Source organism: Actinokineospora sp. (assembly GCF_052390155.1).
In the GTDB taxonomy this organism is placed as follows: Bacteria; Actinomycetota; Actinomycetes; order Mycobacteriales; family Pseudonocardiaceae; genus Actinokineospora.
In genome coordinates this window covers 1-26,208 of the sequence record NZ_JBQTHF010000079.1, presented here as the reverse complement: position 1 = coordinate 26,208, position 26,208 = coordinate 1, and the positions used below count along the sequence as shown (strand labels likewise).

At 71.7% G+C, this 26,208-nt stretch carries 24 protein-coding genes and 1 pseudogene; 13 read left to right on the top strand and 12 right to left on the bottom strand.

The window, feature by feature from the left end; genetic code table 11:
- The first annotated feature begins 38 nt into the window (after nt 1–38).
- Nucleotides 39–590: a YceI family protein gene (locus tag ACT4N7_RS25255; RefSeq protein ID WP_444831334.1), complete on the top strand. Its 552-nt coding sequence runs from the start codon at nt 39–41 to the stop codon at nt 588–590.
- A 19-nt stretch (nt 591–609) separates the two neighbouring features.
- Here the strand turns inward: ACT4N7_RS25255 and ACT4N7_RS25250 are convergent, their stop codons facing one another.
- Entirely contained in the window at nt 610–957 is a 348-nt protein-coding gene (locus ACT4N7_RS25250) for an MmcQ/YjbR family DNA-binding protein (protein WP_444831353.1), read from the bottom strand.
- Between the two features lie 48 nt (nt 958–1,005).
- Between ACT4N7_RS25250 and ACT4N7_RS25245 the strand changes: the two genes are divergently transcribed.
- On the top strand, nt 1,006–1,410 hold the full coding sequence (locus tag ACT4N7_RS25245; RefSeq protein WP_444831333.1) for a DUF1707 SHOCT-like domain-containing protein: 405 nt from the start codon (nt 1,006–1,008) through the stop codon (nt 1,408–1,410).
- A 1-nt stretch (nt 1,411) separates the two neighbouring features.
- Here ACT4N7_RS25245 and ACT4N7_RS25240 read toward each other — a convergent pair whose 3' ends face one another.
- Both ACT4N7_RS25240 and ACT4N7_RS25235 read right to left on the bottom strand, forming a co-directional pair.
- Nucleotides 1,412–3,841 carry a LuxR C-terminal-related transcriptional regulator gene (locus tag ACT4N7_RS25240; RefSeq protein ID WP_444831332.1) on the bottom strand — a complete coding sequence of 810 codons (2,430 nt, stop codon included), beginning with the start codon at nt 3,839–3,841 and terminating at the stop codon, nt 1,412–1,414.
- Nucleotides 3,838–5,571, bottom strand: coding sequence for a hypothetical protein (locus tag ACT4N7_RS25235; RefSeq protein ID WP_444831331.1), 1,734 nt, complete (start codon nt 5,569–5,571; stop codon nt 3,838–3,840). Before ACT4N7_RS25235 ends, ACT4N7_RS25240 begins: the two co-directional genes overlap by 4 nt.
- A gap of 195 nt (nt 5,572–5,766) precedes the next feature.
- Here ACT4N7_RS25235 and ACT4N7_RS25230 point away from each other — a divergent pair, with 195 nt between their 5' ends.
- Nucleotides 5,767–7,842 (top strand): IniB N-terminal domain-containing protein, encoded by a 2,076-nt coding sequence (locus tag ACT4N7_RS25230; RefSeq protein ID WP_444831330.1) that lies wholly within the window; start codon nt 5,767–5,769, stop codon nt 7,840–7,842.
- A 94-nt stretch (nt 7,843–7,936) separates the two neighbouring features.
- On the opposite strand, the gene ACT4N7_RS25225 is transcribed toward ACT4N7_RS25230, so the two are convergent.
- Nucleotides 7,937–8,386, bottom strand: a complete 450-nt coding sequence (locus ACT4N7_RS25225; protein WP_444831329.1) for a hypothetical protein — start codon at nt 8,384–8,386, stop codon at nt 7,937–7,939.
- Nucleotides 8,387–8,415: 29 nt separating this feature from the next.
- Complete coding sequence (locus ACT4N7_RS25220; RefSeq protein ID WP_444831328.1) at nt 8,416–10,428, bottom strand: APC family permease; 2,013 nt, start codon at nt 10,426–10,428, stop codon at nt 8,416–8,418.
- A gap of 160 nt (nt 10,429–10,588) precedes the next feature.
- Here ACT4N7_RS25220 and ACT4N7_RS25215 point away from each other — a divergent pair, with 160 nt between their 5' ends.
- The 6 genes from ACT4N7_RS25215 (at nt 10,589) to ACT4N7_RS25190 (ending at nt 16,353) form a co-directional block, all read left to right on the top strand.
- On the top strand, nt 10,589–12,415 hold the full coding sequence (locus tag ACT4N7_RS25215) for a dynamin family protein (protein ID WP_444831352.1): 1,827 nt from the start codon (nt 10,589–10,591) through the stop codon (nt 12,413–12,415).
- The gene (locus ACT4N7_RS25210) at nt 12,412–13,602 is read left to right on the top strand and encodes a hypothetical protein (RefSeq protein WP_444831327.1); all 1,191 of its coding nucleotides are present in this window, start codon (nt 12,412–12,414) and stop codon (nt 13,600–13,602) included. Before ACT4N7_RS25215 ends, ACT4N7_RS25210 begins: the two co-directional genes overlap by 4 nt.
- A gap of 99 nt (nt 13,603–13,701) precedes the next feature.
- Nucleotides 13,702–14,049 carry a hypothetical protein gene (locus ACT4N7_RS25205; protein ID WP_444831326.1) on the top strand — a complete coding sequence of 116 codons (348 nt, stop codon included), beginning with the start codon at nt 13,702–13,704 and terminating at the stop codon, nt 14,047–14,049.
- A gap of 10 nt (nt 14,050–14,059) precedes the next feature.
- Nucleotides 14,060–14,383, top strand: coding sequence for a hypothetical protein (locus ACT4N7_RS25200; RefSeq protein WP_444831325.1), 324 nt, complete (start codon nt 14,060–14,062; stop codon nt 14,381–14,383).
- Between the two features lie 171 nt (nt 14,384–14,554).
- Nucleotides 14,555–14,968: a hypothetical protein gene (locus tag ACT4N7_RS25195; protein WP_444831324.1), complete on the top strand. Its 414-nt coding sequence runs from the start codon at nt 14,555–14,557 to the stop codon at nt 14,966–14,968.
- Nucleotides 14,965–16,353: a DUF2867 domain-containing protein gene (locus ACT4N7_RS25190; RefSeq protein ID WP_444831323.1), complete on the top strand. Its 1,389-nt coding sequence runs from the start codon at nt 14,965–14,967 to the stop codon at nt 16,351–16,353. The genes ACT4N7_RS25195 and ACT4N7_RS25190 overlap by 4 nt, the downstream gene beginning before the upstream one ends.
- Here the strand turns inward: ACT4N7_RS25190 and ACT4N7_RS25185 are convergent.
- From ACT4N7_RS25185 to ACT4N7_RS25175, 3 genes are all read right to left on the bottom strand, one after another.
- Nucleotides 16,344–17,114, bottom strand: a complete 771-nt coding sequence (locus ACT4N7_RS25185; protein ID WP_444831322.1) for a polysaccharide lyase family 7 protein — start codon at nt 17,112–17,114, stop codon at nt 16,344–16,346. The genes ACT4N7_RS25190 and ACT4N7_RS25185 overlap by 10 nt on opposite strands.
- A gap of 228 nt (nt 17,115–17,342) precedes the next feature.
- Nucleotides 17,343–17,804 carry a hypothetical protein gene (locus ACT4N7_RS25180; protein ID WP_444831321.1) on the bottom strand — a complete coding sequence of 154 codons (462 nt, stop codon included), beginning with the start codon at nt 17,802–17,804 and terminating at the stop codon, nt 17,343–17,345.
- Nucleotides 17,805–17,948: 144 nt separating this feature from the next.
- Nucleotides 17,949–19,145, bottom strand: coding sequence for a helix-turn-helix domain-containing protein (locus tag ACT4N7_RS25175; RefSeq protein WP_444831320.1), 1,197 nt, complete (start codon nt 19,143–19,145; stop codon nt 17,949–17,951).
- A 227-nt stretch (nt 19,146–19,372) separates the two neighbouring features.
- On the opposite strand from ACT4N7_RS25175, the pseudogene ACT4N7_RS25170 reads away from it, so the two are divergent.
- Both ACT4N7_RS25170 and ACT4N7_RS25165 read left to right on the top strand, forming a co-directional pair.
- Nucleotides 19,373–19,877: pseudogene (locus ACT4N7_RS25170) on the top strand (DddA-like double-stranded DNA deaminase toxin).
- Nucleotides 19,874–20,359 carry an Imm1 family immunity protein gene (locus ACT4N7_RS25165; protein ID WP_444831319.1) on the top strand — a complete coding sequence of 162 codons (486 nt, stop codon included), beginning with the start codon at nt 19,874–19,876 and terminating at the stop codon, nt 20,357–20,359. The pseudogene ACT4N7_RS25170 and the gene ACT4N7_RS25165 overlap by 4 nt, the downstream one beginning before the upstream one ends.
- A gap of 71 nt (nt 20,360–20,430) precedes the next feature.
- Here the strand turns inward: ACT4N7_RS25165 and ACT4N7_RS25160 are convergent, their stop codons facing one another.
- The 4 genes from ACT4N7_RS25160 to ACT4N7_RS25145 are packed head-to-tail and all read right to left on the bottom strand — an operon-like array spanning nt 20,431 to nt 23,171.
- Nucleotides 20,431–20,661 carry a hypothetical protein gene (locus tag ACT4N7_RS25160; RefSeq protein ID WP_444831318.1) on the bottom strand — a complete coding sequence of 77 codons (231 nt, stop codon included), beginning with the start codon at nt 20,659–20,661 and terminating at the stop codon, nt 20,431–20,433.
- A gap of 41 nt (nt 20,662–20,702) precedes the next feature.
- The gene (locus tag ACT4N7_RS25155; RefSeq protein WP_444831317.1) at nt 20,703–21,572 is read right to left on the bottom strand and encodes a sucrase ferredoxin; all 870 of its coding nucleotides are present in this window, start codon (nt 21,570–21,572) and stop codon (nt 20,703–20,705) included.
- The gene (locus tag ACT4N7_RS25150; protein ID WP_444831316.1) at nt 21,569–22,933 is read right to left on the bottom strand and encodes a cupin domain-containing protein; all 1,365 of its coding nucleotides are present in this window, start codon (nt 22,931–22,933) and stop codon (nt 21,569–21,571) included. Before ACT4N7_RS25150 ends, ACT4N7_RS25155 begins: the two co-directional genes overlap by 4 nt.
- Nucleotides 22,842–23,171 carry a hypothetical protein gene (locus ACT4N7_RS25145; RefSeq protein WP_444831315.1) on the bottom strand — a complete coding sequence of 110 codons (330 nt, stop codon included), beginning with the start codon at nt 23,169–23,171 and terminating at the stop codon, nt 22,842–22,844. Before ACT4N7_RS25145 ends, ACT4N7_RS25150 begins: the two co-directional genes overlap by 92 nt.
- Nucleotides 23,172–23,351: 180 nt before the next feature.
- Between ACT4N7_RS25145 and ACT4N7_RS25140 the strand changes: the two genes are divergently transcribed.
- The gene (locus ACT4N7_RS25140; protein WP_444831314.1) at nt 23,352–24,527 is read left to right on the top strand and encodes a serine/threonine-protein kinase; all 1,176 of its coding nucleotides are present in this window, start codon (nt 23,352–23,354) and stop codon (nt 24,525–24,527) included.
- A 111-nt stretch (nt 24,528–24,638) separates the two neighbouring features.
- Nucleotides 24,639–26,208: glycogen debranching protein GlgX (glgX, locus tag ACT4N7_RS25135; protein ID WP_444831313.1), on the top strand; the 1,570-nt coding region annotated here is incomplete at its 3' end.

Sequence of the window (26,208 nt, the reverse complement as noted above, 5' to 3'; positions counted from 1 at the left end):
TCAGATTTTTGTCCCTGATCAGCCCGCAAGGAGCGTCCGTGAGCACTGCCATCGACATCCCCGGTTACCTCACCGGAGTGTGGGACATCGACCCGATCCACTCCGACGTGTCGTTCGCCGTCCGACACCTCGGCCTGGCCCGCTATCGCCGCGGCTTCGAGAAGTTCAGCGGCGAGATCGTCACCGCGGCGGACCCGCTCGCCTCCACGGTGTCCGCCGAGATCGACCTCACCTCGTTCGACACCGGCTTTCCCGCGTTCAACCAGCACGTGTTGGCGAGTGACTTCTTCGACGTCGCGAACCACCCGACCGCCACGCTGCGCTCCACCGCCATCCGCCCCGACGGGGTCCGATTCCAGCTCGACGCCGACCTGACGCTGCGCGGGGTGACCCGGCCGGTGACGCTGGCACTGGAGATCGGCGGTTTCGGCGTCGGCATGGGCGGCGAATCCAAGGCCGGGTTCTCCGCGTCGACGACCTTCAACCGCTCCGACTTCGGCATGACGTTCCAGAGCAAGCTGGCCAATGGCGCGCTGGCGCTCGGCGACGAAATCGAGCTCTTCATCGAGGTCGAGGCCGTTCTGCGCTGACCACGGGAGCCCGCCAGGGTCAGCCCTGGCGGGCCAAGTACGCCGCCGCCACACCCTTGGGCACGACCATGCACCACGCGTCGACCACGAGTTCGCGCATCCGGGCGGGGTCGAGGGCGGCCAGGTGGCAGCGGACCCAGTTGAAGCGCTCGTCGGACGGGATCGGGAGGAAGAACACCGCGGGCTCGGCGGCCACCAGCGCGGCGCGCTCCGCCTTCGGGTAGCCGAACCCCATCTGCGTCTCGTCCGGCGACAGGGCCACGTAGACGAGACCGCGCACGCGGAACTTCACCCGGTCGCGGACCAGCGCCTCCTCGGTGCGCGGCAGGGACCGGGCCAGTTCGCGGATCGCCCGCACGGTGACCATGACCCCATTCTTCGCCATGGCGCCCGGTGTTCGACGTAGAGTGAGCACATGGGGACTGGCCGAGACGCCAACATCCGCATCGGCACGACCGACCGGGAGCGCGCCATCGCGGCGCTCGCCGACCACCTGTCGGCGGGCAGGCTGGACGTGGCCGAGTACGAGCAGCGCTGCGGCACCGCCGTGGCCGCCCGCACCCGAGCCGACCTGATCGCCCTCTTCGCCGACCTGCCCGCGCCGCACCCGGCGTTCAGCGGGCCGCCCACCTCGGCGGTCGAGGTCGCGCGGCGTGACCCGCTGGTCGAGACCCCCGGCCCACGTGGGACGAAGCCGCTGCTGCTCGGGTTCCTCGGCGTGGCGGTGGTGGCGGTCGTCACGGTCACCGCGATCACCGGGGCCTGGTGGACCCTGGCCCCGGTCCTGCTCATCGGCCTGTTCGTGGTGCTCGTCTCGTAGGTCAGGCGCCCTGGCGCTCGCCGAGCAGGTCGCGGAGTTGGGCGAGCAGATCGCTGCGGCTGGTGGCGCCGAGCCGGGACCGCATCCGGGCGACGTGGTGCTCGACCGTCTTGGCCGAGATGAACAGCCGGTCACCGATCTGCCGGTAGGTCAAACCGTCCAGAACCAGGCCGGCGACCTGGAGTTCCCGCTCGCTGAGTCGGGCCGTCCCGATCACGTCGATCGCGCGGTCCTCCGCCGTCGCGGCGGGGGCGGCGGTGCCCTGGAGCATCCTGGCGCAGTCGAGCAGGCCGAGCATGGCCTTGCGGTCCGCCGTGCGGATGGCGGCCTGGCCCGCGAGGCGGGCGCCGTCCCAGCAGAGGCCCGACGCGTGCAGGGCGCGGGCGGCGGCCTCGACGCGCTCGGGGTCGACCTCGCCCGCGAGGACCTGGCGCCACTGGCGCGCGGCGTCGGCGACGGTCGCGTGGAACGGGCCCGCGCCCGCGGACTCGGCCAGCGCGACCGCGTGTTCGTCGGCCGCCTCCGGGTGCTCGGCGATGATCTCCGCGTGCAGGCACGCCCAGTGCAGCATGGTCGTCCACAGCGGCGGATTTCCCAACTCCCGCACCAACTCCCACGCCTGCGCCAGGTGCGGGGCGAGCCGGTCGCGGTCGCCGAGGCGGGCCGCGGCGACGGCGAACTCGCCCAGCGGCAGCAGGGTGAACAGGTCGACCGGGTGCCGCATCACCGCCTCGCACGCCCGCTCCCAGGTACGCCGCAGCGCGGCCAGGTCGCTGCCGCGCCGGGCCACGCCGACCTCCAGCCCGACCGCGAACAGCCAGTCGCGCGGGGCCAGGTCGGTGCCGACGTCGCGGCGGACCTCGGCGGCGGTGGCGCCGTCGCCGCGGACCATGGCGGTCCAGGCGTGCAGCAGGCGGTGCCGGGTCAACAGCACGGCGCCGCCGGTCCGCGCGGCGATCGCCCTGGCCAGCAGCGGTTCCGCGATCGCGCCCGCCCCGCTGTGCAGCGCCAGCAGCGCGCCCAGCGCGGCCGGGGTGTCGGGCAGCAGCACCGCGCCGCCGACCGGCTCCAGGGTCTCCGCCGCACGCACCACTGTGGACAGCGCGGTCGCCGACGGCTCGCCGATGGAGTCCAGGATGCCTTGTGCCATCGCGGAAACCGCGCCCGCGAGCAGGGTCGGCGGCTCGTCCTCGGCGGCCCGTTCGAGCGCGGCCCGCGCCTGCGCGAGCCTGCCAGTGCCCGCGAGTCCGACGGCGGCGAACGCGGCGGCGGGACCCGCGCCCGACCATTGGTACAGCTCCGCGCTGCGGGCGAGCTGGCCCCGGTGCGCGAGCGCGGCGGCGGCCACCCTGGCGGCGGCGGCGCGGCGCGGACCCGACGCGGTGGCGACCAGGGTGTCCGCGCGGCGCAGGGCGGTGTCGAGGGCGCCGGACAGCGCCTCGGCCTCGGCGCGGGCGACCTCGTCCACCGGGTGGCCCGCGGCCGCGGCGGCGGCGTAGAGCCGGACCGCCACCTCGGGCTCGGCCCGCGCGGCGGCCGACTCGAAGACGGCGGCGACCGACGGGCCGCCCGCGCCCGCGGCCAGCAGGGCGAACGCGAGGTCGCGCAGCGCGCCGCCGCGGTCGAGGTGAAGGGCGGCGACCGTGCCGAAGACCGCGTCGCGCTGGTCGGCGGGCACGAGTTCGCGCAGCATGGTGGCGACGATGGGGAGCACGCCGCCGTCCGGGGCGAGCAGGCCGCTGCCGCGCACCTCGTCCACCACGTCCGCGGGCGGGCGCCCGAGCAGCCCGGCGAGCAGGTCCGGGTCGCCGACGACGCCGATCTCGGCGGCCACCAGCACCCGCAGCGCGTCGGGGGTCAGCCGGTCGAGTTCGAAGCGGAACTCCTCCACCGCGGCCCGCGGTACCCCCACGACCCCCGCACCGACGTGCGGCGCGAGCCGGTGCACCAGGCCGGGGACGCCGCCGGTCTGCGCGCGGACCAGCTCGACCGTGGCCTCGGACGGGCGCTCACCCGCGACCGACCGCAGACACTCGGCGACCCGGTCGCGGTCGAACGGGCGCAGCACGACCTGCCCGCGCAGCCTGCCGAGCAGTGCGGTCAGGCCCGCGGGCCTGGGCCGCGGGCGGGCCGCGACGACAAGCCCGACCTGGTCGTCGGCGGCCAGGTCGACCAGCTCGGCGAGGTCGGCGTCGCCGAGGAGGTGCGCGTCATCGATGACCAGGAGAGGGGCGCTTTCGGCGCCGCGGCGCCAGCGGCGGGCGCCGTCGGTGGTGGCGAGCAGGTCGAGCAGCGCCGTCTTGCCGTACCCGCCGGGAGCAATGACGGCAAGGCGCACCGCGGACAGCTCACCCGAGGTGATCGCCGCGCACAGCCGCCGCGTCGGGTCGTCGAGGACCAGCTCGCTCGGGTGCAGGTAACCGGAGATCAACGGCTGTCCTCGTCGGCGTCGGGGTCGCGGCGGGAGCGCCGAGACAGGGCGAACCGGGGGCGCGGCGGCTCCAGCGGAGTGATCTCCACCGGCGGCCGCGGCGGTGGCGGCGGATCGTCGGGGTGGTCGGCAGAGGGTCCCAGACCGGCGCGGTCCGCCTGCTCCAGGGCGTCCGTAGGGGTCGATGGGGAATCGCGGGACTGGCGCCGCGCGGTCGGGGAGGGTCGGTGAGCAGGTGCGGAACCGGGATCGTCGGACCTGCCCGCCCCGGCGACGGGCCGAAAGCTGGGATGACTGCCATCCGCCGCCAAGCCGTCCCCACCAGAACGGTCGCCGTTCGGGGCGCCCGCACCGTCCACCGGCCGAAACCCGGGGTGGCTCCCCTCAGCCGCCCCGCGAGAACCGTTGACGGCGAGCCGCCCACCATCGGTGACCGGTCGAAAGCTGGGATGGCTCCCATCGGGGGCCAAGCCATTCCCGGAGAACGCACCGACCGGCCGGAAGCCCGGATCGCTCCCCTCAGCCCCAGCACGACCCACCTGGGGGCTGCTGACCGGCCGGAAGTCGGGGTGGCTCCCCGGAGCGCGCGGGCCGATCAGGCCGCGCACCGGGTCGCCTGCCTGGTGTGGGTCGGGGACGGCCAGCCGGGGGCGGGCGGCGAGGGCGGCGCCCCGGCAGACGGCGGTGGCGGGGTCTTCCTCCACCGTCACCGGGCAGTCGACGGCGGCCGCGGCCAGGGTGGCGAGCAGGGGGACCCGGGCGGTTCCGCCGCCGAGCACGGCGCCCCCCAACTGGTCGGCGGGCACGGTGGCGACGAGCCTGCGGAGCTGGTCGACGACGGTCGCGAGCGCGGGCCGCGCGAGTTCCTCGAATCGGGTGCGGGTGACCACGACATCACCCGGTACGCGCACCTCGGGTGCGACGGAGAGCCGCTCCTTGGCCACACCGCACGCCACCCGCAGCTCCGCGGTGGCCGTACCGCCCGCTTCGGCCAGGACGGCCTCGACCAGTAGGTCGTCCAGGTGGTCTCCCGCTTCGGCGTCGACGGGCGCACAGTGCTTGACCAGCTCGAACGCCGCCGGACCGCGGTGCACGACGGCGAATTCGCACTGCCGTCCGCCCACCAGCGCCACCGCCAGGGCGGACCCGGCGGGCACCGGCCTGCGCTCGAAGGCGGTCTCCGCGGCGGCGACGACCGTGGGCAGCAACAGCACCCCCGACACCTCCGCCGCGTCCAGCGCCTCCCGGAAGAGACCACGACGGTATGACCCCCAATCGGGTGGGTGAGTGATGGCGATGTGTTCCGGGTGCCCGCCCTCGGCCTCGGCGACCACGTCGGCGATCCAGGCGACCAGGGCGGCGGCCAGCGTCTCGGCCGGGTAGAGCGCGCCGCCGAGCAGGACGGGGACCTCGTCGCCCACGCGGGCAAGCACGTCGCGCGCCACCCGGTCCGGCTCGGCCGCCGCACGCCGCTCGGCGGCATTCCCCACCAGCACATCCCCATCTTTCGACAGCAGCAGCACGGACCGCACCCACCGGGCCGCGCCGTCGAGCGGAACCACCTCGGGCCTGCCGAACGCGTCGCCGACGCGTCGGCAGACCGCCGCCGTGCCACGGGTGCGGCCGACGTCGATCCCGAGCACGTACGGCATCCGGGCTCCCGACGACAGCGGCGACACGACCCCTTGTTCGTACCAGGCGGACGCCTCCTCCTCACAACCCAGGGTCATACCTTGGAAACTCCCTAACCCCCTAATAGGTGACGGCTACTCACCCATTCGAGTGCGGGGTAGGGACTGGGAGTCATCCCCGATGCGGCCGGGGACCCCGGTTCCTAACCTGATCATCACTGCCCGGGGTCGATGCCCCCGGCCCTGGGCCCTACCGCTTGTCGAACCGAAAACGCCTGTGAAATGGAGATGTCGTTGTCTTCCTCGGACCAGACCCTGCACGAGTTCGTGCTCACCCTGCTGACCGATGACGCTGCTCGGTCCGTTTTCGCCGAGGACCCCACGTCGGCACTGTCCGGCGCGGGACTCGGCGACGTCACCGCGCAGGACGTGCAGGACGTCATCCCGCTGGTGATCGACTACGCCCCCGGCGGCCTCAACCTCGCCCTGCCCTCCGAGGACGACCCCATCGCGCAGCTCCAGGCCGTGGCCGACGCCGCGGACGGCTTCGCGGGCGGCGCCACCCTGCTCACCGATGTGGTCGACGCCACCGCGGGCGGCGCGGTCTCCGAGGACGGCGCGGCGGGCGGCGCGGCCGTCGAGACCGACGCGGCCACCGCCTTCGGCGCGTTCGAGGCCGACTTCGACGAGGCCGAGTTCGTCGGCACCGCCGCGGTCGAGACCGACCAGGCGAGCTTCGAGTCCGACTTCGCGGCCTCCACCGACGGCTTCGAGGGCCAGGGCAGCTTCGAGTCCGACTTCGGCCGCGGCGAAGCCGGGCTGTCCGTCGAGACCGACCGCGTCGCGGGCTACGCCTCCGCGGAGACCGACGCGTTCACCGCCGACGCCGACTTCGAGGTCACCACCGAGCAGGCCGAGGGCCACCTGGCCGTCGAGACCGACGCGTTCCGCAGCGAGAACTCCTTCCTCGCCACCACCGACGGCGACGTGTCCGGGGTCTCCACCTTCGAGTCCGACGTCGCCTCCTACGAGGCCGCGTTCAGCGGCTCGACCGACGGCTTCGCGGGCGCGGTGGACTTCGAGTCCGACATCGTCAGCGGCACCGGCAACATCGAGGCGTCCACCGACGGCACCGTCGCGGGCAGCTTCGCGGGCGAGACCGACTTCGCCAGCTACGAGAGCAGCTTCGCCGCCTCCACCGACGGCATTGTCGCCGCCGCGTCGGGCAGCTCCGACCTCGGCGACTTCGGTGCCAGCACCGAACTGGGCACCGATGGCGGCGCGGGCGCCGTGGGCATCGAGACCGACTACTTCGCCGCGAACGGCGGCCTGGCGGCCTCCACCGACGGTGAGGTCGAGGCCGGGTTCGCCACCGAGTCCGACTTCCTCGACGCCGAGGGCTCGCTGGCCGCGAGCACGGACGGTGTCGCGGCGGGCACCTCCGGCAGCACCGACTTCGCCTCCTACAGCGCGAGCCTCGACGCGAGCACCGACGGCCTGGCCGCGGGCACCGAGGGCGGCACCGACTTCGCCTCCTACAGCGCGGGTCTCGACGCGAGCACCGACGGCGAGGTCGAAGCCGGGTTCGCCACCGAGTCCGACCTGCTCGACGCCGAGGGCTCGCTGGCCGCGAGCACGGACGGCGTGGAAGGCGCGCTGGCGGTGGAGAGCGACCTGATCTCGCTGGAGGCGGCCCTGTCCCTGGGCCTGGGCTCCGGCGACTTCGGCGGCGGCGGCACGCTCGACACCCCGCTCGGCGAGTTCGGCCTGGACATGGACGGCCTCGTCCCCGAGCTGACCCTGCCGGACGAGTTCGGCGGCCTCACCGACACCGGCCTGCTCGACTCGGGCCTGCTCGACTCCGAGCTGCTGCGCGGCGGCGACCTGTCCGCTGGCACGCTGGCCAACTTCGTCTCCGAGGGCGGCTCGCTGCTCCCCGGCGGCGGCGCGTCCGGCCTGACCGACCTGCCCGGCTTCCTGACCGGCGGCAACACCGGCGGGTCCGAGCTGCCGCTCGACCTGCCCGTCCTGGACGGCCTGCCGCTCGACGGCCTGCCGCTCGACAGCCTGCCGCTCGACCTGCCCGCGCTGGACAGCCTGCCCCTGGACAGCCTGCCGCTCGACAGCCTGCCGCTCGACCTGCCCGCCGGTGGTCTCCCGACCGACCTGCCGGTCGAGCTGCCGGACCTGGCGGACCTGCCGGTGGCCAACCCGCTGCCGGACCTGTCCGACCTGCCGCTCGTGGGTGAGCTGCCGATCGTGGGCGACCTGCTGGACAACAGCCCGGTGGGCTCGGTCACCGGCGACAACGGTCTGCTCCCGGACCTGGGCCTGGGCGACCTGACCGATGGCCTGAACCTCGGTCTCTAAGTGCGGTGATCTCAGCGGCCCCCGGGTCGCTGGCGAAACAGGCGGCCTCCGGCAATCAAGCCGGAGGCCGTCTGTTGTCTGTCGTGTTTCACCGCTACGGATAGCGCAGGTGGTGCCCTTCGCGCCCCGGCGACCGGAGCAGGCGCGTGCCGTCCTCCAGTCGGCTGGTGAGGAAGCCGACGATCACGGCGAACAGGCTGCCGACGGCCATGACTACGGTGACCAGGGCCACCGAGAGCGAGCGATGCAGCGGGTCGGCGAAGAAAATCGCGATGCTGCTGCCGAGGAACAGGACACCGAGCAGGCCCAGCATCAACCAGCGGCGCCGTGCCATCCGGGTGCCCTCGATGCTGTCCACCCGGATCAGCAGCTCGCTGCCACAGAACCCACAGGTCACCGTATACGTCTGCGGGTGCAGCTCCGGCCTGCGAACCCCCAGCGGGTACTGCCGGTAGGTCATGACCACGACCTCGCCAGTGAGGCGGTATTCGCTCCGCGTGTCGACCAGGTGCGCGACCTGTCGTGCCGGGGTGGCGGTGACCATGTGCCCCATTTACGCAGCCTAACGTGAACTTAGTTGTCGCCGTTGTCGCCGTTCTTGGGGAGCAGGCCGCGGCGGACCGAGCCGGGCGGCACCACGGGGGCCTCGCGCACCTTCTCCGACGACGCGAGCTGCCACGGCACGCTGGTCACCATGACGCCGGGCTGGAACAGCAGCCTGCCCTTGAGCCGCAGCGCGCTCTGGTTGTGCAGCAACTGCTCCCACCAGTGCCCGACGACGTACTCGGGGATGAACACGGTCACCACGTGCCGGGGGTTGTCCGAGCGGACCATTCGGACGTAGTCGAGCACCGGCCGGGTGATGTCGCGGTAGGGCGACTCGATGACCTTGAGGCCCACCCCGACGTCGAGTTTGTCCCATTCGGACACGAGCTTCTTGGTCTCGGTGTCCTGCACGTTGACGGTGACCGCTTCGAGCAGGTCGGGCCGGGTGGCCTTGGCGTAGGCGAGGGCGCGCAGGGTGGGCAGGTGCAGCGTCGAGACCAGCACGATCGCGTGGTTGCGCGACGGGAGCACGATGCTCTTCTGGTCCTCCGGGCGGTGCAGTTCGGCGGACACGCGGTCGTAGTGCCTGCGGATGGCCGCCATCAGCACGAAGATCAGGATCATCGCGACGATGGCGACCCAGGCGCCGACGGTGAACTTGGTGATGAGCACGATCACCAGCACCGAGCCGGTCATCGCCAGCCCGAACGCGTTGATGGCCTGCGAGCGGCGCATCCGGCGCCGGGCGGGTTCCCCGGTCTCGGACCGCAGCAGCCGCTGCCAGTGCCGGATCATGCCCGCCTGGCTCAGCGTGAACGAGACGAACACGCCAACGGTGTAGAGCGGGATCAGTCTGGTCGGATCGGCGTCGAAGGCCACCACCAGCAGGATCGCGAAGCCCGCGAGGAAGGTGATCCCGTTGGAGAACGCGAGCCGGTCGCCGCGGGTGTGCAACTGGCGGGGCAGGTAGCGGTCCTGGGCGAGGATGGAGCCGAGCACCGGGAAGCCGTTGAACGCGGTGTTGGCCGCCAGCACGAGGATCAGCGCGGTGAGCACCACGACGAAGAAGTAGCCGACCCGGAACTCGCCGAACACCGCGTCGGCGACCTGCGCGATGACGGTGTCCTGCTGGTAGCCGGGCGGGGCGTTCACGAGCTGGCGCGCCGGGTCCTCGGCGAGCACCACCTTGGTGGTCTGGGCCAGCCAGATGACGCCCATGAACATGGTCACGGCGATCAGGCCGAGCATCAGCAGGGTGCTGGCCGCGTTCTTCGACTTCGGCTTGCGGAACGCGGGCACGCCGTTGCTGATGGCCTCGATTCCGGTCAGCGCGGCGCACCCGGTGGTGAACGCCCGCATGAGCAGGAAGGCGAACGCGAAGCCGACGAGGTGCTCGTCCTCGGCGACCAGTTCCAGCCCGGCGCTCTCGGCGCGCAGCTCGTGGCCGAGCACGAACGTGCTGAACGCGCCCCAGATGATCATCCCGAAGATGCCGACCATGAAGAGGTAGGTCGGCACGGCGAACGCGGCGCCGGACTCGCGCAGTCCGCGCAGGTTCGCCACGGTGACCAGCACGATCGCGCCGACCGCGAACGGGATCTTGTGCTCGCTGACGAACGGCGCCAGCGAGCCGAGGTTCTGCACCGCGGCGGCGATCGACACCGCGACCGTGAGCACGTAGTCGACCAGCAGGGCGCTCGCCACGGTCAGCCCGGCCCGCTTGCCGAGGTTCACGGTGGCGACCTCGTAGTCGCCGCCGCCGCTCGGGTAGGCGTGCACGTTCTGCCGGTAGCTGGCCACGACCGCGAGCAGCACGATGACGACGAGCAGGCCGATCCACGGGGCCAGCACGAAGGTCGCCAGCCCGGCGATGGACAGCGTCAGGAAGATCTCCTGCGGCGCGTACGCGACGCTGGAGAGCGCGTCGGAGGCGAAGACCGGCAGCGCGATACGTTTGGGCAACAGCGTGTGGGCGAGGCGGTCGCTGCGGAACGGCCGTCCCACCAGGATGCGCTTGGCCGCCGTCGCGAACTTGGACACGGGTGCACACCCTATACACCGGGTAGGCCGTGATCATTTCTCGGCCGCCGCGCGGAATCGGAAAATTCGCCCAAATTCGCAGAATTCTCCCAGTGTCCGATGGCAGGAAGGACCCGCCGTCTTCACCCTCGCGGGCCGACACGGCACACTCGTCCGGGTGATGGCACCGCCCTGGCTGGAGATGCTGGACGACACGGTCCGCGCCTGTTCGACGCATCAGCGCCCGGACCTGGCCGAGAGACTGCTCGACCGGCGCGCCCGGCTGCTCGACCCCGGGCTGCGTGTCGTGGTGTTCGGCTGCCCTGGGCAGGGCAAGAGCCAGTTGGTCAACGCGCTGCTCAACGCCCCTGTCTGCGCGATCGGCGACGACCTGACCACGGCCGTACCTGCCATCGTGCGGCACGCCGATGCCCCGACGGCCGCCGTGGTCACCGGCCCGGCCCGGCCCGCGCTGGACGGCGCCGTCGAGCGGGCGGGCGCGCCGATCGAGTCGGTGACCGCGCGGGCGAACAAGCTCGCGCTGCTCCGCGACGACGTCGTGCGGACCGAGATCGGCCTGCCCCGCGCGCTGCTGGGCGCGGGCCTGGTGCTGGTCGACGCGCCGTCGGTCGGCGACGCGGCCTGCCCGCGGACCGCGCGGGCGATGGCGGCGCTGGCCGAGGCCGACGCCGCGTTGCTGGTCACCGACGCCACACGGGGGCTCAGTGAGCTGGAGGTGGACCTGCTCGGCGAGGTCGTGCGGCTGTGCCCGACCGTCCTGGTGGTGCTCACCAAGATCGACATGGTGCCGGGCTGGCGGAGTGTCGCCGACGACGACCGCAAGCGGCTCGCGGCGGCCGGGCTGCCCGCGACGGTGGTACCGGTGTCCTCGACGCTGCGGCTGGTCGCGGCCAAGACCGAGGACCGCGAGCTGAACGCGGAGTCCGGCTTCGGCGAGCTGATCACGTGCCTGCGCCGCGAGCTGCTGGCCGACCCCGGCGCGGTCGCGGCGAAGGCGGCCGCGGCGACCACCCGGCTCGCGCTCGACGCGCTGATCACGCCGCTGCGCCAGGAGTTCGACGCGCGCGCCCCGAGCGCCGACGCGGGCGCGCTCGCCGACTGGCACGCCGCCGGACGCCGGGTGGAGGAGTTGCAGCGGGTGGGTTCGCGCTGGCAGACCGTGCTGTCCGACGACGTGGCCGACCTGATGTCGGACGTGGAATACGACCTGCGCGACCGCACCCGGCGCATCCTGCGCGAGGTGGACGACTACTTCGAGATCGCGGACCCGGCGAAGGTATGGTCGGAGTTCGACGAGTGGATGCTGACGAACCTGACCGCGGTCGCCGAGGTGAACTCCGACTGGCTGCTGGAGCGGTTCGAGTGGATCGCCGCGCGAATCGCCCGCGAGGTGGTGCCGGACGCGCACGAGCTGCCCGCGGCGGTGCTGCGCGAGGTGTCGGCCGCGCACGCGGACGGCCTGCGCAGGCCCAACATCGAGAAGTTCAGCCCGGTGCAGAAGCTGTTCGTCGGCCTGCGCGGGTCCTACAGCGGCCTGCTGATGTCCGGTCTGGCCACCACGCTCGCCGGCATGCCGCTGATCAACCCGATCTCGATCGGCGCGGGCGCGGCGTTCGGCGCGCGCAGCGTGTTCGAGGAGCGGGGCGCACGGCTCAAGCGACGCCAGGCGATCGCCAAGACCACCGCGCAGCGGCACGTGGACGACTTCTTCCTGTCCTACGGCAAGGAGACCAAGGATTCGATGCGGGTGATTCACCGCGCGCTGCGCGACCGGTTCGCCGAGGTGGCGCAGGAAATGCGCACGCGGGCGACGGCGTCGGCACGGGAGATCAAGCGGGAGATCGACACCGCGGCGGAGCGGCGCGGCAGCCGGGCCGCCGAGGTGCGCCGCGACCTGGAGCGCCTGATCGCGCTGCGGGCCAAGGCCGACGCGCTGCACCGGCCGCGGACCGCGATCGTCCGGGCACCGCGCGGGCTCACCGCGTGAGTCTGGGCAAGTCGGCCTGGACGCTGCTCGACCACGCCATGGCCGTATACCGGGACAGTCCGCGCGCGGACGGGTTCCTGCGCGGGCATCTCGCGCGGCTCGACGGGCCGCTGCGGCTGGCCCTGGTGGGGCCGCCGGGGTCGGGCCGCTCGACGCTGCTCGACGCGATCGTCGGCGAGCCGGTCGACACCGATCGGCTGGTGGTCGACTGGCCGGGCGAGGTCGAGCTGATCGACACCGGCTCGGACCAGGCCGCGGACGCCGACGCGTGCCTGGTCCTGCTGCCGCACCCCGGCGGCGCCGACCTGACCGCGCTGCGCGCCGCGCACGAGCACCCGATCGCGCGGGCGCACCCGGTGTCCTCGATCGTGGTGCTCTCGCGCGCCGACGAGCTGGGCGCGGGCCGGATCGACGCGCTGGTCTCGGCGCGGCAGGTGGCGCGGCGGCACGCGCGGTCGGCCGAGCTGCGCGGGCTGTGCCAGGACGTGGTGCCGGTCGCGGGGCTACTGGCGGTGGCGGGGGCCACCCTGAGCGACGCCGAGTTCGCGTTGTTCGACCAGCTCGGCACGGTGACGCGCGCCGAGCTGGAGCCCGCGCTGCTGTCGGCCGACCGGTTCGCCGGGGCGGCGTTCCCGCTGCCGGTGGACGCCGCGGCGCGCGCGGCGCTGCTGGCCCGGTTCGGCCTGTTCGGCGCGCGGATGGCGGTCAGCCTGGTCCGCCGGGGGTTCCGCGGCCGGGACGCGCTCGCGGCGGAGCTGGTGCGCACCAGCGGCATCGGTGAGCTGCGCGAGGCGGTCGGGGTGTACTTCGCCGACCGGGCGGAGGCGCTCAAGGCCCGGTCGGCGCTGATCGCGCTGGAGGTGGTGCTGCGCCTGGAGCCCCGCCCGCCCGCGGCGGCGCTGGCCGCCGACCTGGAGCGGGTGCTGGCCAGCGCGCACGAGCTGCGGGAGCTGCGGCTGCTGGCCGCCCTGCGCACCGGCCGGGTCGGCCTCGGCGACGCCGCCGACGAGGCCCGCAGGCTGATCGGCGGGCACGGTACCGCCCCCGGCCAGCGGCTCGCCGCGTCCAGTGACGCCTATGAGGCGCTGCTGCGGTGGCGCGCCCGCGCCGAGGACGCCGCGCTGCCCGACCGGGACCGCCGCGCGGCCGCCGTGGTCGTCCGTAGCTGCGAGGAACTGATCGGCTAAACCAAAGAGACTCAACGTTCTTTTTGGTCCGAACGGCCGTGTCCGTTGGCGACTTGTTAGCTGTTTAATCAGTAAGTCACCAACGAAGACGGAGGTCTGATGCGATTCCGAGCCGCCCTGCTCACCGGTCTCGCGGCGATAGCCACGGTGCTGTCCGCCGCACCCGCTCAGGCAAGTGACTTCACCACCATGGACACCCGCCCCGGCGGCTGCTCCTGGCGCTTCAAGGACCCGAACCCCCGGCAACGCACGATCAACCGCGACACCTACATGCACGAGATGTCGAACCCGCCGGTCTGCGCGCCGCACGGACCGATCCTCGGCACCCTCAGCCGCGGCTCGACGTTCATCGTCTACTACGCCGACTCCCGCTCGCCGTACTGGTGTTACGGCTACTCCTGGCAGATCGCCCGCACCGGCTACATCCTCTGCGATGCGTACAACTAAGGAGGTATCGATGCCAGCACGACGCACAACAAGCACGATTCTCGCCAGTCTGGCCATCGCGGCGGGCCTGGCCATCGTCCCGGCCGGGAACGCGAGCGCGGAACCCTGCAACGGCACGTACACCCACTGCGAGACCAACCGGTGTGTGCACGGCCGGTTCTACCTCAACTACAACCCGACTACCGACAGCTTCTCCTCGGAGTACGGCGCGCCGCTGGTACAGGGCGAGCAGGGTGACATCCGCGACGAGCCCTACCGCCGGTACGGACCGCGCGGGGTCCGGGCGATGCACTCGGGCAGGTGGGGCTTCTACAGCACCGGTTGCTTCCCGTAGTCGGCTGCGCCCGCGTCACTCCACAGTGGCGCGGGCGCTCCCCCGAATGTCGTATTCACCCTGCGTTGACAACCCGTTTCCGTGACCGTTTTCGGAATGGGTACCCGAGTGGTGAGGGGTCGGTGAGCGGGCTACGGTCGGCTCATCCGACCCGACCCCTGGGGGACCCCGATGGCCATCACGGACGTTCCGACGCGCCGTCACCGTCGTCGGCGCGACACCAGCCCGGCCGCGCCCGTCGAGTGGGGCACGCAGCATGATCGGCTGCTGACCTTCGTCTACCGGACCTTCGACTGCTGCGTGCGCGACCAGGCCGAGGCCAGCGCGATGACCGTCGAGCTGTTGGCCAACCACGACCAGCTCGTCGACCGCCCGAACCTCGACGACGAGGCCACCCGCGCGGAACTGGTACCGCTGATGGCCGCCGCCCTGCGCGAGCGGGCCAGCGGCGCGGCGATCCGGGTGGCGCTCGGCCACGCCGCCGTGCACGACAGCTTCGCCCGGCGCCCGCAGCCCACCGCCGACGTGCACGGCGTGCTGTCGACGGTGGGCTCGTTCACCCGGCACCTTCGCTTCACCACGTGACGCACGCCGTCGCGGGCGCGAGCGGCTACGTCGGCCGCAAGCTCGTCCGCCTGCTCGACGCGGCGGGCACGCCGGTGCTGGCGCTGGGCAGGCGAGCCGAAGCCCTGCCCGGCGGCACCCACGTGCGCGGGCGGGCGGTCGACATCGCCGACACCGCCGACCTGACCGAGGCGCTGTCCGGGATCGAGGTCGCCTACTACCTCGCGCACGCCATGGCCGCGGGCGCCGACTTCGCCGAGCGCGACCGGCGGATGGCCCGCTCGTTCGCCAAGGCCGCCGCCGACGCGGGCGTCCGCCGGATCGTCTACCTCGGCGGCCTCGGCACCGGCGAGCTGTCCGCGCACCTGGCCAGCCGCCAGGAGGTCGGCACGCTGCTCGGCGAGGCCGGGGTGCCGGTGGTCGAACTGCGCGCCGCGGTGATCATCGGCGCGGGCAGCATCTCGTTCGAGATGCTGCGCTACCTGGCCGAGCGGCTGCCCGCGATGGTCTGCCCGCGCTGGGTCGGCACCCGGGTCCAGCCGGTCGCCGAGACCGATCTGCTGTCCTGCCTACACGAATCCGCCGACGACCGGATACCTGCCGGGGTGCACGAGATCGGCGGCCCGGACGTGCTGACCTACCAGGACCTCATGCAGCTCTACGCGCGGGTGCGCGGGCTGCCGCGGCGGCGGATCGTGCGCGTGCCGCTGCTGACGCCCGGACTGTCGTCGCACTGGGTCAACGTCGTCACCCCGGTCGACCGCGCGGTGAGCCGGTCGCTGATCGACAGTCTGCGCACCGACGTGGTGGTCACCCGGCCCGCCACGGTGTTCTCGGTCGAGCCGATGTCCGCGGCGGACGCCATCCGGGACGCATTGGACAGCCAGCGCGAGCGGATCGCCGAGCGGGTGTTCGACTTCGACAACGGCCTGCTCGACGGCGTCTTCGCGCTGCGCACCGAGGTGCCCGTGTCCGGCAGGGACGCCCGCGCCGCCCGGCTCGACCTGACCGAGTGCGGCGGCAGCCTGCGCTGGTACGGCTGGGCGTGGGCGTGGTGGCTGCGCATCGTGCTGGGCAAGGTGTTCGGCGAACGCCTTGCGCTGCACCGGCCCGGCACGGTCGAGCCTGGGTCCACTGTGGACTGGTGGACGGTCGCCGACCTCGGCGACAACCGCATCGTGCTCGTCACCGAACAGTGGTTCTGCGGCGAGGCGTGGCTCGGCTACCGAATCGCGGCGGGCCGACTGGAGCAGGTGGGAGCCTTGCGGGCCAAGGGTTTGCTGGGCTGGGCGTACTGGCGGGCGGTGTACCCGGTCCACCTGGTGGTGTTCCGGGTCATGGCCCGCAAGCAGGCACGGCGAGCGCACGCCTTGGCGCGCAAGACATCCAGCGATACTCAGGTGTGAGTGACCTTGAGGCCGTAGATGACGACCTCGCCGTAGTTGTCCTTGCTGCACGGTGACGAGTTGCCGCAGTTCGCCTGGGTGTAGGCGCCCGCCTTGAAGTACGCGGAGGAGACCTTCTTGGACAGCGTGGTCTGCAGCGCCCCGTTGTAGTAGACCTTGATCTTGCCGCCCGACGCGACGAACTTCGCCTCGAACCGGGTGCCGAGCTGGTACGAGCTGGTCACGAGCTTGTGCTTGGCGTTGTCGCCGTCGGTGACGTACAGCTTCGTGCCCTCCAGGCGGAACACGGTCACGTCGTCGTCGCCGCCGTGGATCTGTCCGGCGACCACGTGCGGCTTGGTCTTCGGGAGGCGCGTGATGGCTTCCTGGATGATCATCGTGTGGGTGCCCGACGTGGTCGACCACTTCGCGTTGTCCGACCCGTTCTTGGTCATCTCCCGCAACTCGGACCGCGGGTACTTCGAGCCGCTCGTGGTGACGCCGTTGACCGGCGCGCGGAACCGCACCCCGGCGCAGTCCGCGGCCGGGACGAAGTGCGGGTCCTTGGCGTAGGTCCGCAGTTGCGGCTGCTTGATCTCGGTCGGCTTCCCGGACGACCCGGTGGGCAGGGTCACCTTCCAGTTCGCCAGGTTCAGGATTTCCGCGGGGTACTTGCACGCCGCGACGGTCTGCGGGGCCGCGGACTCGCGGGCGATGGCCGAGGGAACGAACACCGCGGTCAACACCGCGACCGCGCCGAGCGAAAGCACTACCCGCTTCACGAATGAACCCCCTTGATCGCACGATCTACCTGTCGCGACCATGAAATCGGATCTCCGCGGCCCGCGCGGCGGCGTGGCCTGATCAGGACACCCCCGCCTCAGACCGGCGGGACGATGCCGGGGAAGTGCCCGACCGTCGCGCAGACGTGGCAGGGGCGGCCGTTGTCGACCGTGCGCGGGATGCCGCCGACGATCGCCAGCTTCGGGTCGCGGCCAGCCCCTAGATGGCTACCCAGCCCTGCGCAGATACCGGCCCGGCGCGTCGGGCGACTGCCGATCCGCGTCAAGCCTCGCGATGATCTCGTCCACGATCGCGCGGTGGGTCGCTTCGAGATCTGGACGCCGCACCGACATGGGGACCGGCTCCCCAGGGTCCTCACCCCGCGCATAGGCCGCGCACCGCCGAATGCAGTACGTCATGTCTTCGGTCCAGCACGCCACGAGAGTGCGCTTGCGGTGGTCCACGGCCAACTCGTCGATCCGGTGCTCCAGTCGGCACTCGTAGAAGTCCGCCCACTCCTCGTAAGCGGCTGCCACATCCACGCACGGCAGGCTCACCCGCTCGTTGGCGAAGTACCACCTTAGGTAGTCGTCATCGACCCAGCCGGTCGAATCAACCCGCAGATACCGCGCGATGTGCGGCCACCTGTTCGAGATCTCGCCGCCGGTCATCGTGATCCGTGCACGCACAGCTATGTCTCCTCTTCGTCGGGTTGTGGAACAGGCACCCAGCGCTCGATGGCGATCATCAGGAGACGAACACTAGAAGCGATTACCTACGCGCGGGTAGGACAACAGGTCCCATTACCCGATTGACGGATAGGACACCTTGTTCTACCTGGTAACCGCACCCACTCGTGTAGCGAGTTCACGCAGGCGGGACGGCCGCTCCCGTACCAGCAATTCTGCGATCGTTTGCCGGGGCAAGGTCTGATGACGCATCCAATCAGGCGCGCCGGCTTCCATTGCCAACAAGGTGTCAATCGCGCGGTCGTTATGCCCCAACCGGGTCTGCGCATAAGCTACATCAGCCAGATGACGAGATCGCGCGGCCAAAGGAAGGGCTGCATCATGGCACATCTGACGCGCGGTTGTCAGCGCGTCGCCGAATCGCTCGGTAACCACTTGAACGTCAACCGTCTGCATTACCACCTGCGAAACACCAAAGGCAGTCTCGTAATCATTGCGGTCACCGCCGACCCGGTCGGCCGTATCACGCGCCACGTCCAGCAATTCCGCCGCATCCGCATCACGCCGGTCTCTTCCGGCTGCTGTCGCAGCAGTCAACAACAGGCTGCCCCATACCGACAGTTGAGGAAGTGGGGCAGCACCGACGGGTTCGATAACACCTGCACTGCGCACGGCCAGATCGCGAGATTCGCCGTAGCGACCTTGAGTAAGCAGAAGCCAGGACAGAGATCCGCCTAGAGCGGCCATCCTGAGTTGATCGTTGCCCTGCTCGGCTGTGCTCAATGCCGATCGGAGTGCTACCCACGCCAAATCAGGCTGGCCTAGGTGTACGAGCGTGCAGCCAGCTAGCTGGTAGAGTTGTGCAAGCAGATCGGCGGCCTCGGCCCTTTCGACCACTGGTGCGGCATACTGCATGGCTCGGGTACGAACAATAGCTTGTGGCAATACAGATGCAAGCTGATCAAATTTGCCCGACCAGTAGGTGCCCCATGCATAGGTGACCGCGCGCCGGGCTTCATCGACGTGAACCGGCTCACCATTCCCGACCGTTTCGCCGAGAAGTGCATCCACATTGGTGAGCGCTCGACGCATAGCGACAATGCCGGATTCGGGATCGCCAGACGGAAGCGGCGTTGCCTTTCTCAATAGATCAGAGACGTCGACGTCGAGTGCCCGCGCGATTCGGTGCAGACTGGCGATGCTGGCGGTATGGCGTCGACCTTGCTCCAACTTCCGAATTAGGTCAACACTCACCTCAGCCTTGTCAGCCAACTCCCGCTGTGACAGAAGTCGACCACGCAACTGACGGATGCGCGCGCCAAGGTCGAAGCGATCATCCACGGCAATCTGCCTGCCCTTCGCGGAGTCGGAGGACCTCCTCGCGTACCCCGGTAGCCAGCCGGGAGCGTTCCCTCGGCGAAGAGGTGCGCATCAAGCGTACGTCAGACTGACACTGGTCCGAATGGGTGCATGTCCTTGTCGTGTGCGCTGCGTGCACGGGACGCTACGAAATCGTGGCACTGAAACCGGCTGGTAAAGCTCTCTCGTCGCTGACCGGCATCGTGGTCATGGCCGCCATGCTCTGGGCGCTGTTGAACCTCGTGTACGCGCCTAGCTGCGGCCGCTTCTCCTGTAGCTATGTGCCGTCGTGGTGGCCGGAAGCGCAAGCCGACACCGTGACGGCGTGCCCTGACAACGTCACCGGCGCCGCGAACGACGCCGCATGGGCAGCGGAGCAGGCCGAGAAGATCAAGGACGCCAAGGTCACCACCGGGCTGTTCTACGACCAGGACGGCACCGCGCACACCTACCGGAGTGGACGAGATGGCGACGCCGAACGGGCCGACAAGGCGCTTGCGGAGGCGGGTGTCGAGTTCCCCCGCGCTGGTCCACATCCAGCCGCGTCCCACGTGGAAACCAAGATCGCCGCGATCATGCACCGACCCTGACGCCGCCGAGCCGTTCAGTTGCGGTGCCGTGATACCTGCGATCCTGCCCGAGGGGTCAACCCTTGCCATATGGTCACCCAGGGACCCCAACCAGGCGGTCAAGCTGTCGGGAAGGGCACGATGAGTGATCATGTGGTGATCGGCAGACGAGCGGGCTACACCAGCCCCGAGGTCGTCTCCCGCACCCGACACCAGCGCCTTGACCAGGTGGACTTATTGCTCCTGCCTGGTCACGAGCAGACCGAGGTGTGGTTCGGCATCGAGGGGCAGCCCAAGAGATGGATGCGAATCGGCTACGCAGGCAACCACGGCGCCGCGCTGTTCGTGGACGAGACCACACCCACCAACGCGGATTGGGCATGGGCCGCATTGAGCCCGGAGCCACAAACCAAGCCACCGACGATCTACTACGACCCGGACGGCGTAACGATCTTCCCCCCGACCACGGTCATGCCACTGAACCAACTCCGCGATGTGGTCTTGCAGTGGGTGAACACCGCCAAGCGGCCAACGTCGGTGGACTGGATGCCGGTCAATGGCCTGGTCTGGGAGCTGACCGAGGACGGCGGGGTCAACGTTCCCCAACGGTCCCAGACGGGGCTGTAACCTTCTGACCAGCGACTACGAAAGTTGACTGGATCACTCCGAACCGGGATATCACTACGGCGCATACCGCCTCAGACCGGCGGGACGATGCCGGGGAAGTGCCCGACCGTCGCGCAGACGTGGCAGGGGCGGCCGTTGTCGACCGTGCGCGGGATGCCGCCGACGATCGCCAGCTTCGGGTCGGCGATCATGCCGCCGCCACCGCAGTAGTGGCACACGGTCTGCACCTGGTGCGGGATGCCCTCTTCGGACTCTTCGTCCTCGTCGTCGGCTTCGTCGTCGTCCCGGTCTTCGTCCGCCATGCACTCATCCTCAGCCGTCGCAGTTGCCGCAAACGGTACCGTCAGCAGGCGTCGACCACCTCGAAGTGCCGGATCGGGCCGGGCACGGTGGCCGAGCAGGTGAGCGGGGTGTCACTGCGCTCGAACACCGCCCGCACGCGCACCCGGACCAGCCCGTCGAGCCCAGCCAGCTCCACCAGCCACTGTTCGTGCGCCTCCCGGCGGACCGACACGGGCGGCAGCGAGTCCACCGCGCGCTCCCCCAGCTTCTCCCGCGCGAACTGCTGCGCGGCCTGCGCGGGCGCGGAGAACACCGATCTTCCGCGCAGCCGCGGCAGGTCGAGCAGGCCCGCGTCGTGGTCGGCGGCGATCCGCGGGCCGAGCGCGGCGGTCACCTGGCCGTAGTAGAGGCCGTGCGGCAGCACGACCAGGTTCGCCGCGAACCGGTCGCCGCCGACGTGGGAGCACTCCCAGGTCCGCCCGGGCCAGGCCGCGGCCAGCGCGGCCGCGACGGGTCTGCCGCGGATGGCGCAGCAGGTGTCGTGGCGGCCGTGGGCGCAGACCAGGTACACCGGCTCGGTCGACGGTTCGCCGCGCGGGGCGTCCAGGCGCAGGTCGAGCAGCTCGGCGGGGGTGTCGAACCCGGTCCACCAGGTTTGTTCGCGGCCGGGCCGCGAATCGGCGACGGCCCAGCGGCGCCTGCCCGCCGGGGTGCGGCCGGGGCGGCGGATGAGCAGCACGCGGGCCTTGGCCGCGGCGGCCTGCGCGGCGACCGCCTCGACCACGTCCGGCGGCAGCGCGGACTCGGACAGCGCGTCGCGGCCCCAGGGGCCGGGCTGCTCGATCAGCAGCCAGCGGTGGACCGGGGGCGCGCTCGCCCCCGGCGCGTCCCCGCGGCGGATGCACCCGTCGGCGCACCGCTCGCGGGTCAAGCCGATGTCCCTGAGCCATCCACGGGTACCAGGATTCCCGCTCGCAGCAGCCTGCGCACAAGGACGGTCTGATCGGCGAGGTCGAGGCCCGGCAGCTCGCCGAGCGCCCGCGGGGCTCCGGTGAGCAGGGCGGCCAGCGCGGGGCCGGTCGACGCGGGCAGCGAGAGCTGATCGCCCGGGACGTCGAGCAGGACGCGATCGCCCGCGGGGTGCAGTCGATGGCGCAGGCCGGCGCGCAGTCGCACCCGGGTGCCCGCCGCGACCGACCGCGCGGCCGCGGCCTGGGCCAGCGGGCCGAGCGGCTCCGGGCGCGTGCCCGACCACACCCGGTCCCGCACGATCCGCGCCACCGCGGCCGGGTCCGCCGCCCGCAGCGTCCGAACCAGCGCCTCGACCGTCTCGGCGAGGTGGGGGGCGAGCTGGTCGGGGTCAGCCGCGTCGATGCCGAGCGGCAGCGTGGTGCGCATGTCGGGGGCGTTGCCCGCGAGCCGCAGCAGGGCCTCGGCGATGGCGTGCCGGGTGAGGACGTGGATGCCGACCGTCAGGTGCGCGGACACCTCGCCCAGCGCCTTGGCCGAGTGCAGGTAGCCGCGGGGCAGGTAGAGGGCGTCGCCCGGGGACAGGATCTCCTCGATCAGCGGCGTCTCCCGCGCCCGCGCCGCCACCGCGTCGGCGCGCTGGTCCCACGGCTGGCCGCGCAGCGGGTCGAGGTGGACCGGTTCGTGCACCAGCCACCGCTTCTGCCCGGCGAGCTGCAGCACGAAGACGTCGTGCACGTCGTAGTGCGCCGCGAAGCCCTGCGCGGACGGCGGGGTGACGTAGGCGTTGATCTGCGCGGGGTGACCGAGGTCGACGCCGAGTTGCCCGGCGAACTCGATCAGCGGCGGCCACAGCCGGTGCAGGCCCTGCAGCACCAGCGTGCTGCCGTCGGCGAACAGCCGGGCCACCTTGTCGTCGGCGACCTGGTCGGCGACCTCCGCGCCGACCCCGCCACCGCCGGTGAACTGACTCGACCCGTGCACTGACCCGTTGCGCGCCATCCGCAGGAACGGGGTGCGCAGCCCGCGCCGGGACAGCAGTTCGTCGACGCCCGCCGGCGTCAGCAGGTCGTCGAACCCCTTGGGCAGGCCGCCCGCCGGGGTGAGCAGCGGGCGGCGCCCCCAGTGTTCGTCGGCGAAGACGGCGGGCTCCACGCCGACACAGCGCCGCAGCGCCGGGCGGTCCGCGTCGGCGGACCACCCGGCGGGGACACCAGCGGAGTCGGTCACATCACCGGCCCGCGCCACCATCGGCGCCACCGTCCGCGCCACCGTCGCCACCCGCGCCACCGTCAGCGGCACCGTGGTCGGACCCGGCGCCACCGTCCGCACCACTGTCCGCGCCGCCGTCGGCACCGCCATCGCCGCTCGCGCCACCGTCAGCGCCGCCGTCCGCCCCACCGTCGGCACCGGCCCCGCCGTCCGCCGCACCGTGGTCGGCGCCCGCACCACTGTCCGCGCCGCCATCGGCACCGCCGTCGTGGCCACTGCCCGCGCCGCCGTCCGCGGCACCGTGTCCGCCGACGTGGCCGCTGCGGATGTCGTCGTCTTCCAGGGACATTGCCCCTCCTCCGTGATGGTGTGCGCTCGGGACTGTGAGCGTGAACTACGCAGCAGTGATACCCCCGTTCGGCGTGATCCATGCGCCCGAACGGCGAACTTCCACCCATCCGAGGCCGGGTTTGTCACCCGCCCCGCGCGGGTATGTCCCTGCTGTCGGGCCGCGCGAGCTGGAGGTGGAATGAGCACGGGAGAGCTGCTCGACGACCGGTACCGCCTCGGCGGGCTGATCGGCACGGGCGGGATGGCCGACGTGCACCGGGCGACTGACACCCGGCTCAACCGCGAGGTGGCCCTCAAGATCTTCCGCCCGCACGGCGACCGCGCGACCGCCGCCCGGCTGGAGTCCGAGGCCCGGCTGCTGGCCGGGCTGTCCCACCCGGGCCTGGTGCGGGTGTTCGACGTCGCCCTCGACGGCGACCAGCCCTACCTGGTGATGCAACTGGTCACCGGCTGCACGCTGCGCACCCTGCTGGACAGCGGCCCGCTCGGCGGGGACGTGGTCGCCCGGCTCGGGCTGCGGCTGGCGAACACCCTGGCCTACGTGCACTCCCAGGGCATCGTGCACCGCGACATGAAGCCGTCGAACGTGCTGCTCGACGAGGAGGGCACCTGCTACCTCGCCGACTTCGGCATCGCCCGCGCGCTGGGCACCGCCCGGCTGACCTCCACCGGCCACTGCGTCGGCACGGCCGCCTACCTGGCGCCCGAGCAGGTCCGCGGCGACGAGACCGGGCCCGCGGGCGACATCTACTCGCTCGGGCTGGTGCTGCTAGAGTGTCTGACCGGCGAGCCCGCCTACGACGGCACCGACGTCGAGGCGGCAATCGCCCGGCTGAGCCGCGCCCCCGAGATCCCCGAGTGGCTGCCCGAAGTCTGGGCGGACACGGTGGCGGCGATGACCGCGCGCGAGCCCGTCGACCGGCCCGACGCCGCGGACTGCGCGCAGCGGCTGGCCGCTGCCGCGCTGGTCGGCAAGATGGCGCCGCCGCCGCTTCGGCCGCCGTGGGAGCGCGACCGGCGGGCGCAGGCGACCACGTACCTGCCTGCCGCCGCGCCGCCGCCCGAGCCCAGGCCCCGCAAGCGCTTCGTGCACTCCTGGCTGGCCGTGACCGCGGTACTGGCGGGCGGTCTGATCGCGATCGCCGCCACCCGCGACTCCACCGCCGGGCCCGCGGCGCCCGTGGTGACACCCGCGCCGACGAGCACCGTGGCCGTGCCCCCGATGAACTCGGCGACCCAGGTGATCCAGGCGCCCGAGGTGACAGTCGCGCCCGCACCGGGCAACGCACAGGAGAAGCCCCGTGGCAAGCCTGCCAAGGAGAAGCAGCGCGGCAAGTCCGGCGACGACGACTGAAATCCGGTGACACCGAACACCGCGCTGCCCGGCGGCGGTCCCTGGCCATATGGTGTCCGCTGACAGCCCTCGCGGCCGTACCTCGCGGCCGGGCATGACCGAGGAGAATGTGTGCGGCCCTGGCCAGGAACCCCTTACCCGCTCGGTGCGACCTACGACGGGACGGGCACGAACTTCGCACTGTTCTCCGAGGTCGCGACCCGGGTGGACCTGTGCCTGTTCGACTCGGACGGCACCGAGCGGCGGGTGCGGCTGCCGGAGGTCGACGGGTTCGTGTGGCATGGCTACCTGCCCGGTGTGCTCCCCGGCCAGCACTACGGCTACCGGGTCACCGGCCCGCACGATCCAGCCGCGGGCCCGCGGTGCAACCCGGCCAAGCTGCTGCTCGACCCGTACGCCAAGGCGGTCGAGGGCGAGGTCGAGTGGGACGAGTCGGTGTTCGGCTACCGGTTCGGCGACCCCGACCAGCGCAACGACGACGATTCCGGGCCGCACACGGCGAAAGCGGTGGTGGTCAACCCGTTCTTCGACTGGGCGAACGACCGCAACCCGAAGACGCCGTACAACGAGACGGTGATCTACGAGGCGCACGTGCGGGGCCTGACGATGCGCCACCCGGGGGTGCCCGAGGAACTGCGCGGCACTTACGCGGGTCTGGCGCATCCCGCGGTGGTCGACCACCTGACCAAGCTGGGCGTCACGGCGATCGAACTCATGCCGGTGCACCAGTTCCTGCACGACCACGGCCTGAGCGAGCGCGGCCTGCGCAACTACTGGGGCTACAACACGATCGCGTTCTTCGCCCCGCACGGCGCCTACGCCGCGAACACCACGCAGGGCACGCAGGTGACCGAGTTCAAGGCGATGGTGCGCACGCTGCACGAGGCGAACATCGAGGTCATCCTCGACGTGGTCTACAACCACACCGCCGAGGGCAATCACCTCGGCCCGACGCTGGCCTTCCGCGGCCTCGACAACGCCGCGTACTACCGCCTGACCGACGACCCGAGCCGCTACTACGACACCACCGGCACCGGCAACTCGCTCAACATGCGGCACCCGCACACGCTGCAGCTGATCATGGACAGCCTGCGCTACTGGGTGCTCGAGATGCACGTCGACGGCTTCCGCTTCGACCTCGCCTCGGCGCTGGCGCGCGAGCTGCACGACGTCGACCGCCTGGGCGCGTTCTTCGACATCATCCACCAGGATCCGGTGCTGTCGCAGGTGCACCTGATCGCCGAGCCCTGGGACCTCGGCGAGGGCGGCTACCAGGTGGGCAACTTCCCCCACCTGTGGTCGGAGTGGAACGGCAAGTACCGCGACGCCGTGCGCGACTACTGGCGCGGCGAGAACGCGACCGTGGCGGAGTTCGCGAACCGCCTCACCGGCAGCTCGGACCTCTACGAGGGGGGCGGCCGTCGGCCGTCGGCGAGCATCAACTTCGTCACCGCCCACGACGGCTTCACGCTCCACGACCTCGTGTCGTACGAGCGCAAGCACAACCAGGCGAACGGCGACGAGGGCGGCGAGGACCACAACCGCTCCTGGAACTGCGGCGCCGAGGGCCCGGCCGATGATCCCGCGGTGAACGCGCTGCGCGCCCGCCAGACGCGCAACTTCCTCGCCACGCTGCTCCTCTCGCAGGGCGTGCCGATGCTGCTGGGCGGCGACGAGATCG

Coding starts and splice junctions, on each gene's coding strand:
- ACT4N7_RS25250 (WP_444831353.1), bottom strand. CDS start 957: ATGGTCACCGTGCGGGCGATCCGCGAACTGGCCCGGTCCCTGCCGCGC.
- ACT4N7_RS25245 (WP_444831333.1), top strand. CDS start 1,006: ATGGGGACTGGCCGAGACGCCAACATCCGCATCGGCACGACCGACCGG.
- ACT4N7_RS25235 (WP_444831331.1), bottom strand. CDS start 5,571: ATGACCCTGGGTTGTGAGGAGGAGGCGTCCGCCTGGTACGAACAAGGG.
- ACT4N7_RS25225 (WP_444831329.1), bottom strand. CDS start 8,386: ATGGTCACCGCCACCCCGGCACGACAGGTCGCGCACCTGGTCGACACG.
- ACT4N7_RS25215 (WP_444831352.1), top strand. CDS start 10,589: ATGGCACCGCCCTGGCTGGAGATGCTGGACGACACGGTCCGCGCCTGT.
- ACT4N7_RS25205 (WP_444831326.1), top strand. CDS start 13,702: ATGCGATTCCGAGCCGCCCTGCTCACCGGTCTCGCGGCGATAGCCACG.
- ACT4N7_RS25200 (WP_444831325.1), top strand. CDS start 14,060: ATGCCAGCACGACGCACAACAAGCACGATTCTCGCCAGTCTGGCCATC.
- ACT4N7_RS25195 (WP_444831324.1), top strand. CDS start 14,555: ATGGCCATCACGGACGTTCCGACGCGCCGTCACCGTCGTCGGCGCGAC.
- ACT4N7_RS25165 (WP_444831319.1), top strand. CDS start 19,874: ATGAGTGATCATGTGGTGATCGGCAGACGAGCGGGCTACACCAGCCCC.
- ACT4N7_RS25160 (WP_444831318.1), bottom strand. CDS start 20,661: ATGGCGGACGAAGACCGGGACGACGACGAAGCCGACGACGAGGACGAA.
- ACT4N7_RS25145 (WP_444831315.1), bottom strand. CDS start 23,171: ATGTCCCTGGAAGACGACGACATCCGCAGCGGCCACGTCGGCGGACAC.
- ACT4N7_RS25140 (WP_444831314.1), top strand. CDS start 23,352: ATGAGCACGGGAGAGCTGCTCGACGACCGGTACCGCCTCGGCGGGCTG.